Below are 12,169 nucleotides of genomic sequence, written 5' to 3'. Positions count from 1 at the left end.
ATACTTTATGGGCTGTGGCGGTGTATCGCATAGCGTAGGTTGGCGCCTTTACGCTAAGTGCGTTTCTAGATGTCCTATATAGCGCAGAAACGTATCATCACGCAGCATATGCCCGTACTTCATACTCTGCCAACGCACGCTCAACTCGTGCAATAAGCTCGCGTTGCGAGGCGAGAAAACGGCGCTGTTCCCGGCGTGGAAGATGCGAAAAATAATGATAGAACTTTGGGTCCCGATAGGTCTGTCCAAAGAGGAAATGTAGATCGGAGCTCCAGGGGCGACGCGTTCTTGCACGGATTTGCTCGGCCCGAGCACAAAGCTGCTCGCGGCGGGTATAGAGAGCATTGCATCGTGCGCTGCGAGAGCGAAATGCTAAAAGATCCATAGGTATATCTGTAGTTTCCGTGCCTTATGTGATGTATTTATCTATTCACCGTGTGTTATCTCTCGATTCCCTATCACAAGATACCGCATAAGAGTAGACTGGTGAGTATCACACAGGAAAACTTTTCAAGGGACTTCCATGTTTGAGATATCAGCTCCTGTTATGACGGTACTTGCTCTTCATCTCGCGATCGTTGCGGTTTGCGTTTGGCATTTAACAACGCGAACCGGATACAACGAAGAGCGTCTGCACATGATACTTCCGCTTGTGCTTTTCTTGCCGGGAGCGGGAATTTTATACCTCATGTCAGCAAAAGCAGGAACCGTTCCTCCCGATACTACGAAGACGGGCAGCAGCTCTCGCCATTTTGAGCATCGTCTGGGTTTCCGTGACGGTAAACGTTCTAAATGGGGTTTTCCCCAGCGGAAACGCTAAAAGTACTGCGTTATGCACCTTTAAAGGTGAGCGTTCATGAGAGCGGGAAGAATGGATAATGCTATCTACTATCCCGCAGATGTACGATGCGCGTGTGACTCTGTTAGCGCGCATTGCCTATCTTCCTATACGATAATTTTGTGTATGGCATCATAGATGAACAAGACTTTCACCACCGACGCGGAAAGGTAAGTTCATGATGCTAGACAATACTCGTATTCCTGCCAATCCATTTGCCCCCAACGCTTGTGAGGGTAAAGTTGCCGTCGTAACAGGAGCCTCCAGTGGCATCGGTCGCGCAACCGTTGAACAGCTAACGGCTACCGGATGGACGGTTTATGCGCTTGCTCGCCGTACCGAACGTCTTCGCACGCTTGAAGCAGAGACCAGAGCGCATCCTATAACCTGTGACGTTACTGATGAATCGGCAGTAAACGCAGCTGCAAAGCAGATCATGATGGAGCACTCACAGCTTGATGCGCTGGTTAATATCGCTGGGGGAGCGATCGGTCTTGACCGTGTTGCTGATGGAGATCCGGATGATTACCTAGCGATGTACCGCCTGAATGTGCTCGGAATTCTACATACGGTGCGTGCCTTTGCCCCCGCACTGAGGGCTCACGGTCAGGGGAGTATTCTGAACCTGACCTCCACAGCAGCCGAAAACGGTTATGAAGGAGGTGCAGGGTATAACGCCGCGAAATTCGGTGCTCGGGGACTTACCGAGGCTCTGCGCCTTGAGGAAGCTGATCACAATGTGCGCGTCATTGAGATTCGCCCGGGTATGGTGCATACAGAAGAATTTTCATTGAACCGCTTGGGTTCTGTGGAAGCTGCAGAAAAGGTATATGCCGGGGTACAGAACCCTCTGGTGGCAGAAGACGTTGCTCAGACAGTAGTCTTTGCATTGAATATCCCTCACCATATCAATCTTGATCATGTGACTTTGCGCCCGATTGCTCAGGCAAGCCAGTTCAAAGTCATCCGGTCCTCGTAGATATTTAAAGAGGTATTTAGGACAAGTACAGACACGGCGTGCAAAACTAAAGTTTCGCGCGCAGTGTCTGGTATTCCTTCAAGAGGAACCTGAGGATTACCCCCAATATTCGTAATATATGCGCTATTGGTCTGATTTTAACGTGTATTAAGTAATGGTAAAAATAAATATTTGATAACACTTTTGGGATGGTGGTACAGTTTCTCATTGCAAGCCCCTCACGAATGCTAGTGTTAGGGCGTCACCGATAAATTGAGATGGGTCAATGAGTAACTGAATCTGGCACTCACATCACAGAAATATGCAGTAGCTCAACTCACATAACTTCAAAGAGGGAAACATGGCTCCAAAGAAGTCAACCCGTGTCTACGCACTCGCCGCCGCGACCGTTATTACAGCAGGAACGTTAAGCTATGTTCCTGCTACTTTTGCATCTGAAGCAGGTAGTTCGACCGGTTCAGATACCTCCGCTACTGAATCGACGCATGAGAATTCCTCATTGCCGCTTCAGACTATCCCTTGGGCAAAATCCAACGCATCTGCTCAACCGGCAGGTGCTCAGGAAACCGCTTCTGCGGCCTCTACACAGGTGCCTGAACAGGAAAAACCGGTAAAATCCGAATCTCCGACCGCCTCTGAGACTGCTTCAGCCTCAACCCCTGAAGCTAAACCATCTGAAACCTCTGCCGTTCCAGAACAGACCGAGAAAACCTCAAAGGCTACTCCCGGCACAAAGGTTATCGGGGTTGAGAATGAGGGCGATGAAACCTCAGAGGGGCGCCAGAACGCTCCTAAGGTTTCTGTTGATTCTGCCACTATCTACACCGATAACGAATTTAGCCCTTTCACCGTGCGTGTCAGTGGTTTCTACGGTCCGCGCGTTGGTAGCTCTATAGAGGTTCGCATTCAGGAAGTAAATGCTCAAGGCCGCCCTGTAGGCGCCCCTCTTGCAACCGGTCGTGTCTCTGCCCAAGAACTCATTGATGGTACTGCTACCGCCACTGTGAACGTCAGCTCAAGCAGACTGAAAGGCAATAAGAGCTATGCAATTGTTGCTGTCAGTAACCCCGGCGGTAAAGATCACCTTGTAGCAGGTACCATCGTTGAGCTCAAGCAGCGCCGCGTTACTCATACTGTAACGAGTGAGGCCCCGGCTCCTCAGGAATCTAGTAAGAAGGACGCCTCGACTGCCGCACCGGCGCAGCCCGAGAATACCCAGGCGCCTAAACCTACAGAGACAGTAACTCCCAAACCCCAAGAGTCGTCCGCGGCTCCCGCACCAAGCGCATCCGCTGATACAGGGAAGAGCGAGGCTTCCAGCGCGTCTGAATCAGCTAGTGCAACCCCCTCCAGTGCATCTGCTGAAGCTTCAGAGACCGCATCTGCTAGTCCCTCCGCAACTTCTTCAGCTCCCGCCCCTGCATCGCCTGCGGAAGAAACCACAATGGATGTAGCGAATAAGGCTTCGCTGCGTGTCGATAGCGCACACTTCTCTGGCGATGCAGCAACTAACGTCGTTGTAGTCCGGGGTACTGGTTTTACCGGCGAACACGTCTCAGAAGGCGTTGAAGTTACTATCTTCGAATTGGATAGCGAAGGTAAAGCACAAGGCGAAGCCATCAAGAGCGTCTTTGTGAAACCCTCAGAAATTGTTGATGGTTCGTTCACTGCACAGCTGGAAGTCGAAGCTGCAAAGCTGCGTCCAGGGTACTCATACGGTATCGTCGCGATTAGCAATCCCAAGGGTGAAGAACATGTACAGGCATACACAGTAGCGATGGTTTCTGATGACTCGCACCCGGCACCCGGTGGTGAGGATAACAATGCCAACGTCGCCGCAACCCGCCCCGGCGCTAAGAAGGCTGGACACAACAACGGCGGACAAGGCGGTGCAGCTGCTCTGAACAGATCTGCAGAAGGCGATGCAGTACAAGCTGAACCGGACGCCAATACTGGTAATGCGCACAGTAACTTGAGCTCTGCAGCTACGACCTCAGCTAATAAGCGTAACCTGGCTCGTACCGGTGCTGACGGCGTTGTACTCTTCACGACGCTTGGCGGCTCAACGCTGGTGGCAGGTACCGCTCTCGTTGCGGCTCGTCGTCGTAAGAAAGACAACGTATAAGAACCTCTGCGGTAGTCCGCAGGTTATCACATAGGGAAGCACACGAATTCCGTGTGTTGTGAATAGGTACAAAGGATGGGTGCCCGCATCGTACGGGTACCCATTCTTTATGCCCTTCTATAAGGTGGTAATTACCTTTATAGGTGAGTCGGGTTCTTCAGACGCGTACACTTGAGCTATGTCTGTTCTCAATATTCTTGCGACCTCTCACGGTACTGACTCTTCAGAAGGGCGCCAAGCGATTGCCCTCGTGCGCGCCGAGCTTCAAAAGCTACTTCATGAACGAAGCACGTCTGACGGGCGAGAATATAAAGTTCACGAAGCTTATGTAGACGTGCAGACACCGAGTGTAGATGAAGCCGCTCAAGCCTTACCGGATGGCGAGCCTTGTGTTATTGTGCCGGTTCTACTGTCCACAGGATTTCACACCCAGGTTGATCTAAGGCGCGCTGCACGTACCAGCGGAGTTAAAGATATTCATATTGCTGCCTCTCTGGGGCCGGATGCGCGACTTGCCCATCTTCAGCGAACTCGGCTTGAGGAAATTGGATGGCATGAAAAAATAGCTACCGGTTCTGCCGCACCACCGATTGTTCAAGGGGCTGCAGGTTCATCCCGCCAAGATGGGCGAGCAGATATGCAGCGCGCCGCCGATTTGCTCGCAGAAGTTCTTCACACACCTACCAGAAACGCTTTTATCGCAGCAATTGAGCCGACAATAATTGATATAGCTCGTCAAGAGCAACCAAGGTTCGCGTCCCCGTACCTGCTTGCAGATGGATTTTTTGCCAAAAAGATGAGACGTGATATCGAGGCGGTTAGCGCTTCAACTATAGTGGCTGCACCGTTGGTATCCTCTCACGATATTGCCTCCGCACGCATTATTGCTCAGTGCGCTCTATCTCGTCTTGACGAGGCGTTGGTCGCCGCTACCGAATAATACTCAAATACGGTCAAGCATATAAAATGGCTTCCGCCTTCGACAACTAGGAAAACGAAGACGGAAGCCACGTTGTATGCGCCAGAATTAGCGGATAATCAATCCACTATGGAGCAAGTTTCTGAGCGGCAGAGAACTCAAGACGTGGATTGCTCACGCAGCCGTTCATGTACATGACTGATGAACTGATGCCGATCGTCGCGTGCATAATAGACGACCTCACCAATGACTGTAATAGCAGGTGATTTAACGTCTTGGCAGTCTTGAGGAGCTTGCTGCAAGGTCGTGACGATAACGCGCTCTTGGTCCGTGAAGCCCTTCTCAATGGTGGCCAACGGCATATCGCTTTCAACACCGCGCAACATTATCTGCTCGATAGTATCCGGCAGAGTACGCACACCCATCAGAAGCACCACGGTACCATGAGCGCGCAACGTTGAAACAACAGCTTGTATATCGGTTTCATCAAGCCCCGAATGGCCCGAAACTACAGTAAAGATCGACGATACTTTACGCAGAGTCACGGGGATAGAAGCGCGGGCAGGCACCGCAATAGCGCTAGTAATGCCCGGAATAACCTCAGCATCCAGTCCGGCTGCAAAACAAGCATCTAGCTCCTCAGCACCGCGACCGTATACATATGGATCGCCGCCTTTGAGCCGCACCACGGTTTTGCCTGCGAGTGCATAGTCAATCATGAGTTGCTGGATGCGTGACTGCGGCACCGCATGCTTACCGGGTACTTTGCCCACGTCAATGATCAGGGCGTTTGGAGCGTATTCGGCAAGCTCTTGTGGAGCTAAATGATCTAGTAGCACGACATCGGCTTCACCGAGCGCTCGAACAGCACGTAGAGTCAGCAAATCGAGAGCACCGGGACCGCCCCCGGCGATGTACACCTTACCGGGTACATCTGCCCGGGAGCTTGGAACTAAAGGCGCGTCTTGAGCAACACCCGCCGGAATATTGGCTAGAACCTCATCTATCGTCGCAAATTCGCGCGGTGGAAACGGCGGAATTTTAGGTGACATGGGCGGGTCCTTATGCGTTCGCTGGAACAGGATTATGCGCGCTGGGTGGGCCGACTGGGATTTTCGCTCCCGTCACCAGCACGGTATTGCCTTCGCCCTTCTCGGCGGCAGCAATTTCCTCGGGTGTTGCTGGGCGGATCTGCTCACGTTCAAGAACAAACAGGTGCGCTGCCTCATCGCTGCCGTCGGGCTCGTTGATGAAGGCGCGGAAGCGGCGCAGACGGCGTTCGTCTTTGAGGGTGGCAGCCCATTCGTCCTGGTAAGAATCCACGTGGCGCTGCATATCTCGTTCCAGGTCCTCGCAGACTCCCAAAGAATCTTCGATGAGTACGGATTGCAGATGAGCTAAACCATCACCGTGCTCTTCGTCAAGGTCTTCGAGCCATCGGGCGGTGCGCTGTAGCTTATCCGCCGTGCGGATGTAGTACATGAGGTAGCGGTCGATGTAACGAACAACTTCTTCACTGGAGGCATCCTTGACGAACAGACGACCGTGAGCGGGGTTTGCGCCGCCATTACCGCCCAGATATAGGTTCCAGCCGTTGGTGGTGGCGATCAGGCCCACGTCTTTGCCCTGTGCTTCGGCACATTCACGGTTACAGCCGGAGACACCAAACTTGAACTTGTGGGGTGAACGCAGACCGCGGTAGCGATTCTCCAACTCGACGGCCATACCCACCGAGTCTTGAACACCGTAGCGGCACCAGGTTGAGCCGAGGCAGGATTTAACGTTACGCAGTGACTTGCCGTATGCCTGACCGGATTCGAATCCAGCATCAACCAGCCGCTCCCAAATGTAGGGCAGCTGCTCCAGTCGGGCGCCAAACATACCGATACGTTGCGCACCGGTGATCTTGACGTAGAGGTTGAACTCATCCGCAACGGCAGCAATGACGGCTAGCTTCTTAGCGGGAATTTCGCCTGCGGGGATGCGCGGAACAACCGAATAGGTACCGTTCTTCTGCATGTTTGCCAGAGCACGATCGTTGGTTTCCTGTAGGCCGCCGCGACCGGCATCGAGTACGTAGGAGTTGCGGAAAGATGAAAGAATGGATGCGACCGTTGGTTTGCAGATAGCACAGCCGTCGCCGCCGTGCCCAAAGCGTGCAATGACCGAATCGAAGTCGTCGAGGTTGGTAAGGCGTACCGCTTCCGCAAGCTCTGCGCGGGAGAAATCGAAGTGTTCGCACAGCGCCTTAGAGACGGTCATACCCATCTTTTTCATCTGCTGTTCGAGGGTTTTCTGTAGCATGGGCACACAGGAGCCGCACTGGGTGCCAGCCGTGGTGCATGCCTTTAGGGCAGGTACGTCGTGGTTGCCGTCAACCACTGCCTGACGGACTTCGCCGAAGCTAATGTTGTTGCACGAGCAGAGAATGGCATCGTCGGGCAGCTCTGTATCGGGAATACCGTCGCCGCCACCTGCCGCCGTGAGATACACATTGGGCTCTGCCGGGAGTTCTCGTCCCAGCAGCGGCTTGAGGGAATCGAAAGGAGCGGTGTCTCCCACAAAAACGCCGCCGAGGAGAGTCTTGGCGTCGCCGCTGGTCACGATCTTCTGGTACATGCCGCGCGCGGGGTCTGCGAAGAGAATTTCGAGGCAGCCTTCCGTGGTGCCGCGGCGGTCACCGAAGCCTGCAACCTGTACGCCTGAGAATTTGAGTTTCGTGGCGATATCGAATTCTTCGACCTGAGCATCTTCGTTGCCGTTGAGCAGATTCTTGGCGACCGCATCCGCCATTGCGTTGGCGGGGGCAACCAGACCCCAAGTTCGTCCAAGTACGCAGGCTACTTCGCCGATAGCCCAGATATGCTCGTCGCTTGTGTGGCATGCATTATTGACGAGAATACCACCGCGTTCGCCAGTCTCTAGTCCAGCGGCGCGTGCCAGCTCATCGTTGGGGCGAATACCTGCAGCGAAGACCACGAGGTCTGCATCAATCTGGTGAATAACGGCTTCGTCCGAGGTGGAATCTGCTACGGAGACCGAAATAACCTCGCCTGAGGCATCTTTGTTGATAGCGGATATGAACGCACCGGTTTCGATGTCGATCCCGGTTGCTTTGATCTGGGCGTTGACCGCGTAACCGCCGCCCTGATCGACCTCCACGGAGAGAAGCCACGGGGCAACATCAAGGATGGTGGGTTCGGCACCAAGGTCTTTGAGACCTTCTGCGGCTTCCAGCCCGAGAAGGCCTCCGCCGACAACAATACCGCGCGGTGCGCGCCCAAGTTTAGTCTGCAACCGTTCAACTTCGGAGACCATGTTTTTAACATCGTCTGCGGTGCGGAATACATGGGCGCAATCTGCGTTAGGAATCGGAATGCGCACCGCACTTGAACCGGTAGCGAATACAAGCACATCGTAGGGGTAGTCTACGCCGTCTGAACCTTTAACAACGCGCGAGTCACGGTTGAGTGATTCGCCACGGGTATTGTTAACCAGGTTGATCGTGGACTCGTCCCAGAGCGCTGGGTCGCCAAGGGTAAGGTCTTTGTCGGTATCTTTGAAAAGCTGTTCGATAGCAACGCGGTCGTACGGAATATACGGTTCATCATTGAGAACGGTAATGGTGTCAGAGGCGCGTCCAGCGTCTTGGGCACCTTCATGATAAGCGCGTACAAAACGCCATGCTGCGGGTCCTGCACCGACGACCAGAATATTACGGGCGGTGTTCCCAGGGCCGTTCTGAGACATATTTGTCCTTCCTAGTTGTGTGTATACCGACTTCAGCAAAGAATGACCTGTCTCTAGGAACCGGCAATGCAGGAAAACCGGGAACAAACCTTGAGCCAGAACAACAAGAGTGTGGGATTATGTTGTTTTATACGCAGATTCTTGCTTGTAAAAAGTCGCTGTTTTTATCTTACACAGAGGCTATACGACGAAAGTGCCAAAATCGGTATTTTTGAGAAAAATTTTAAGGAAATTCCTTGAAATATCTAGGGATTAATGGGTGTTTTTGACCCTAAGGATTGTTGTTTTAGGTAAGCCTAAACTCCCTAAAGCGCTGTGTTTTTAAGGGTTTTTCAGACCTTTAGTAGCTTAGGTATGTCATATTTTTATCTGTGGTTTTTATAGGGTAGACTCCAAACAGAACACACAAGAAATACTTGTGCTCTCGTATGCCGCCTTCTGTCTATGCTGATTTGATATGTAGCTCTTGACTGTGACCGGTTGCATAGATAGCACCTGTCGAAAGGTAGAGCCGTATGACTGAAAATGCCGCCGTAGCATCTTCCTGGGTTCGCATCTGTCCCGAAAGTGAACTCGAAGAAAATTGGGGCGAAGTTGCCCTCGTCAAAGGTCAGCAGTATGCAATCTTTAAAACTAAGCATGGGTACTATGCATGCGATCATCGTGACCCTAATAGTCAGTCTCTTGTGATTGCTCGCGGCATTGTTGGAGAGAAAGACGGGCACTCAACTATCGCCTCGCCTCTTTATAAAGAGGTATACGATCTCACTACGGGTGAGTGTGTCTCAGGCGCTGACTATACGATCGGTGTGTACCCTCTAGAAGTGCGAGACGGCGATATTTACCTGCAGGTCTAATTCTTAGAATTTTGTTCTGTAACTTTTAGGCTACTCTCAGGTTGTGGGTACGAAAGTTCAGGGTCTTTTCAGACGCGGTTGTTACGGTGCAGAGTAATCACTCAAAAACATACGCATACTGAAAAGAGAAAACCAATGAATTCGCCATACACCACTTTCACCTCTACTCCTTCACGTCGCGCTACTCTTATTGGTTTTGGGGCTTTTGGGATTGCAGCCCTCGCCGGATGCGCCCCCTCCGTCAAGAGTGTTCAAAACTCGCCGAGCAACAGCTCATCCTCTTCAAGCTCTAGCGCTTCGTCAACAAGTTCACCCAGCGACTCGACCTCACCGGAAGAGTACGCAAAGTTCGTTGCTGACTGGAATAAATATGCGGGAGACATAAAACTTCCGACTAAAGATAAAGGCGGTTATACTCCCGCAACCAACACCGAGCCTGCAAAGAACGTTCCCGAACCTGATATTGACGAGAATGCCATACGCCAGAAGACCCTGGAAGGCTCATATAAGGCTCTTGCCGCCTATGAGGCATCATTCCTTTACGCGGTTCTTACCGGAAATTCTGAATATGCGAAGAAACTTAGCCATGAAGATGATCCGAATCTTCGACCACAATTTGACTTGTATCGTGACATTTATAACGGTGGTGGCTGGATGGAAGGGTACGACCTCAAGTGCTGGATTCTTGATAAAAGGCCTATGGTAGTATTCGAATCCGATATCGTTGCTGTTGCTTGGAATTATGGTGAAAAGTTTGAAGCCTATAAAGCCCACCTCAGCAAGGAAGAAGTGGCAGACCAGCCAGCAGATACAGCGGATAACATCTACATGGTGACCATATACGATGGTGGATCGTGGAAGTACGTTACCAATACCTATCTGAAGCAAAAATATCCTCAGCTTGTTGAAAATGGCAACAGCTCTTCCTCCGCTGCCTAGCTACATTACTCTTACGGTTTTAGCCGCAGAAATCTCTAAAGTAATTTTCAAAAATTCTTCTGGCTCCCCAAATACTTTCGGGGAGCCAGAAGATAATAATTATGTAAAAATCCTCGACTGTACATTCCTTGAACTAACCGGATACATTAAGAAGCTTTCTGCCGAGGGGATTTAAGCCTCCATTTCTACCCAAAACGTTATATGTAGTAGCGATGTGGCAGATGCCTTCAACATCTCTTAAGGTCATACGCCGAGTGGTCTTTAGCCTGTTGACGACACTTTCTGGCGTCGAGCGCGCGAGACGAATAACGCCCCACACAGCAGCAGTCCCCAAATGAGGAAAAGGGGACTCCATAAGTAGGTGTGCCCCGCGATGATTGGATTATCCAGGGAAGCTTGACCAGTTACTACACGCTGCCACCCCGCAAAAGTTCCACGGCCGCCCCAGCCTATAAGCACTAAAACGCCCACCCAAGAAACAACGCGAACCCATGCGTGCGCAGGCGGTCGTAGATGGTCTATAAGCGGCACAAGTGCGCCCGTAACTTTGGCGATAAACACGGCAGCCAGTAAAAACCGCACCGGAACGTTACCCTCTTGCTGTAGTTCGACAGCCATCGGCCCCACGGTATCTAACAGCCACATCCCGCCGCACATCCAGTAAAAGCTGGGTGCAGCGTGCAATAAACCTGCGATAGCGGCTCCAATAAACAGCGGTGTTCCGGCGGATCGCGTGCGGGTTTTCTTCATGTAATCCAGTCTAAAATCCGTCACCTCTTCCTATCTAGAGGGAAGTGTAAATATTGTGCAAAGATGTTTTCTGTTTCATAACCCCAAAAGTTATTGCTAATAGAACATAACGGATTGCTTTCTATGGAGAATTCCGAGATTCTGGGGCTTCCCGAATTAGCAACCGAGACGACTCTGCTTGCCGTGCACATGAAGAACGCGAGCTACACTTACCCGAGCAGAGCATTCAGGGGCTAGGGGCTTCTGTTAAAAATTTATGTTTTTCAGACTCAATAACCCCTTATTTCAGAGGGGGCGCCGAACTGGCGCGGAATGTCAGAAGTGCATCATTGAGGAAGGAAATCGATGTGGGGAGACCCGTGAACTTTCCCACAGCATTCTGGGCGTGTTCTTCAGAGAAACAGGACGTCCCATGTGCTGTATAAACGCTAGATAAACGAAAATTTTTTCGTTGACAGAGCACGTAAAAATGCATATTTAGTGGATGCTGGCAAGAATGACCCCAATATCTAGTGTCGAGAGTTAATATTCAACTGAAAGTGCATGAAAACATTGAGTATATCTGTAAAAACATGCATTTATGACACGCCCGAGATGCGTCACAGAGGTTCTGAAAGCGGGTAAAAATTGGGTTTTTTGTAGCTTGCACCCGTAGCTGCAAACCCCATAGAATGTAGATGTTTGCAAAGACCCGGCGATCACCGGCGAGCAATTCGGAAGAACAGACCGCACCTGCGGGACCCCACCTTTTCGCTGCGGCGAGGGGCGCCTTAGCGGAACAGATGCAGTCTTAGTAGACCCGGACGGTTAAGCCCGATACAGCTGTTAATAAGCGACTGATACTCGCTCAACGCGCCGCTCTCCGGGGGCGTAAGAACGTTCCTGATGAACAGTTCATAGCCCCGGGGGAGGTCGGTGCGTTTGTCTGTATCAGTAAGCAAGGTGGTACCGCGCCAGCATATACGCTCCATGAGGGGCGCACGATGAAGGCGTCCTTGCACCCGTTTGTCCA

Annotated in this window: 10 protein-coding genes; 7 read left to right on the top strand and 3 right to left on the bottom strand. The window is 51.7% G+C overall.

Annotation, left to right across the window (positions count from 1 at the left end; translation table 11 throughout):
• Positions 1–523 precede the first annotated feature (523 nt).
• The 4 genes from HMPREF2609_RS00125 (at position 524) to HMPREF2609_RS00110 (ending at position 4,882) form a co-directional block, all read left to right on the top strand.
• Positions 524–820: a hypothetical protein gene (locus HMPREF2609_RS00125; RefSeq protein WP_037230985.1), complete on the top strand. Its 297-nt coding sequence runs from the start codon at positions 524–526 to the stop codon at positions 818–820.
• A gap of 199 nt (positions 821–1,019) precedes the next feature.
• The gene (locus HMPREF2609_RS00120) at positions 1,020–1,817 is read left to right on the top strand and encodes an SDR family oxidoreductase (RefSeq protein WP_070534435.1); all 798 of its coding nucleotides are present in this window, start codon (positions 1,020–1,022) and stop codon (positions 1,815–1,817) included.
• A gap of 340 nt (positions 1,818–2,157) precedes the next feature.
• Positions 2,158–3,942: an LPXTG cell wall anchor domain-containing protein gene (locus HMPREF2609_RS00115; protein ID WP_070534424.1), complete on the top strand. Its 1,785-nt coding sequence runs from the start codon at positions 2,158–2,160 to the stop codon at positions 3,940–3,942.
• A 178-nt stretch (positions 3,943–4,120) separates the two neighbouring features.
• Complete coding sequence (locus tag HMPREF2609_RS00110; RefSeq protein WP_070534423.1) at positions 4,121–4,882, top strand: sirohydrochlorin chelatase; 762 nt, start codon at positions 4,121–4,123, stop codon at positions 4,880–4,882.
• Positions 4,883–5,019: 137 nt separating this feature from the next.
• Here the strand turns inward: HMPREF2609_RS00110 and cobA are convergent, their stop codons facing one another.
• Together cobA and nirB are read right to left on the bottom strand one after the other, a co-directional pair.
• Positions 5,020–5,913: a uroporphyrinogen-III C-methyltransferase gene (gene cobA / locus HMPREF2609_RS00105; RefSeq protein WP_070534422.1), complete on the bottom strand. Its 894-nt coding sequence runs from the start codon at positions 5,911–5,913 to the stop codon at positions 5,020–5,022.
• A gap of 10 nt (positions 5,914–5,923) precedes the next feature.
• The gene (nirB, locus tag HMPREF2609_RS00100; protein ID WP_070448486.1) at positions 5,924–8,611 is read right to left on the bottom strand and encodes a nitrite reductase large subunit NirB; all 2,688 of its coding nucleotides are present in this window, start codon (positions 8,609–8,611) and stop codon (positions 5,924–5,926) included.
• Between the two features lie 515 nt (positions 8,612–9,126).
• Here nirB and nirD point away from each other — a divergent pair.
• The 3 genes from nirD (at position 9,127) to HMPREF2609_RS11000 (ending at position 10,582) form a co-directional block, all read left to right on the top strand.
• Positions 9,127–9,468, top strand: coding sequence for a nitrite reductase small subunit NirD (gene nirD / locus HMPREF2609_RS00095; protein WP_004004830.1), 342 nt, complete (start codon positions 9,127–9,129; stop codon positions 9,466–9,468).
• 135 nt (positions 9,469–9,603) lie between these two features.
• Positions 9,604–10,407: a DUF6318 family protein gene (locus tag HMPREF2609_RS00090; protein ID WP_070534421.1), complete on the top strand. Its 804-nt coding sequence runs from the start codon at positions 9,604–9,606 to the stop codon at positions 10,405–10,407.
• Positions 10,379–10,582: a hypothetical protein gene (locus HMPREF2609_RS11000; RefSeq protein WP_139044836.1), complete on the top strand. Its 204-nt coding sequence runs from the start codon at positions 10,379–10,381 to the stop codon at positions 10,580–10,582. Before HMPREF2609_RS00090 ends, HMPREF2609_RS11000 begins: the two co-directional genes overlap by 29 nt.
• 86 nt (positions 10,583–10,668) lie before the next feature.
• On the opposite strand, the gene HMPREF2609_RS00085 is transcribed toward HMPREF2609_RS11000, so the two are convergent.
• Positions 10,669–11,157, bottom strand: coding sequence for a DUF3995 domain-containing protein (locus HMPREF2609_RS00085; protein WP_070534434.1), 489 nt, complete (start codon positions 11,155–11,157; stop codon positions 10,669–10,671).
• Between the last annotated feature and the right edge of the window lie 1,012 nt (positions 11,158–12,169).

Source organism: Rothia sp. HMSC058E10 (assembly GCF_001809415.1).
GTDB lineage: Bacteria > Actinomycetota > Actinomycetes > Actinomycetales > Micrococcaceae > Rothia > Rothia dentocariosa.
Note: the sequence above shows the minus strand (reverse complement) of the source record. Positions and strands in the feature narration are given on the sequence as shown.

Excerpts from the sequence above, each read along its gene's own strand:
- HMPREF2609_RS00125 (WP_037230985.1), top strand. The coding sequence starts at position 524 with ATGTTTGAGATATCAGCTCCTGTTATGACGGTACTTGCTCTTCATCTC.
- HMPREF2609_RS00120 (WP_070534435.1), top strand. The coding sequence starts at position 1,020 with ATGCTAGACAATACTCGTATTCCTGCCAATCCATTTGCCCCCAACGCT.
- HMPREF2609_RS00115 (WP_070534424.1), top strand. The coding sequence starts at position 2,158 with ATGGCTCCAAAGAAGTCAACCCGTGTCTACGCACTCGCCGCCGCGACC.
- HMPREF2609_RS00110 (WP_070534423.1), top strand. The coding sequence starts at position 4,121 with ATGTCTGTTCTCAATATTCTTGCGACCTCTCACGGTACTGACTCTTCA.
- cobA (WP_070534422.1), bottom strand. The coding sequence starts at position 5,913 with ATGTCACCTAAAATTCCGCCGTTTCCACCGCGCGAATTTGCGACGATA.
- nirB (WP_070448486.1), bottom strand. The coding sequence starts at position 8,611 with ATGTCTCAGAACGGCCCTGGGAACACCGCCCGTAATATTCTGGTCGTC.
- nirD (WP_004004830.1), top strand. The coding sequence starts at position 9,127 with ATGACTGAAAATGCCGCCGTAGCATCTTCCTGGGTTCGCATCTGTCCC.
- HMPREF2609_RS00090 (WP_070534421.1), top strand. The coding sequence starts at position 9,604 with ATGAATTCGCCATACACCACTTTCACCTCTACTCCTTCACGTCGCGCT.
- HMPREF2609_RS11000 (WP_139044836.1), top strand. The coding sequence starts at position 10,379 with ATGGCAACAGCTCTTCCTCCGCTGCCTAGCTACATTACTCTTACGGTT.
- HMPREF2609_RS00085 (WP_070534434.1), bottom strand. The coding sequence starts at position 11,157 with ATGAAGAAAACCCGCACGCGATCCGCCGGAACACCGCTGTTTATTGGA.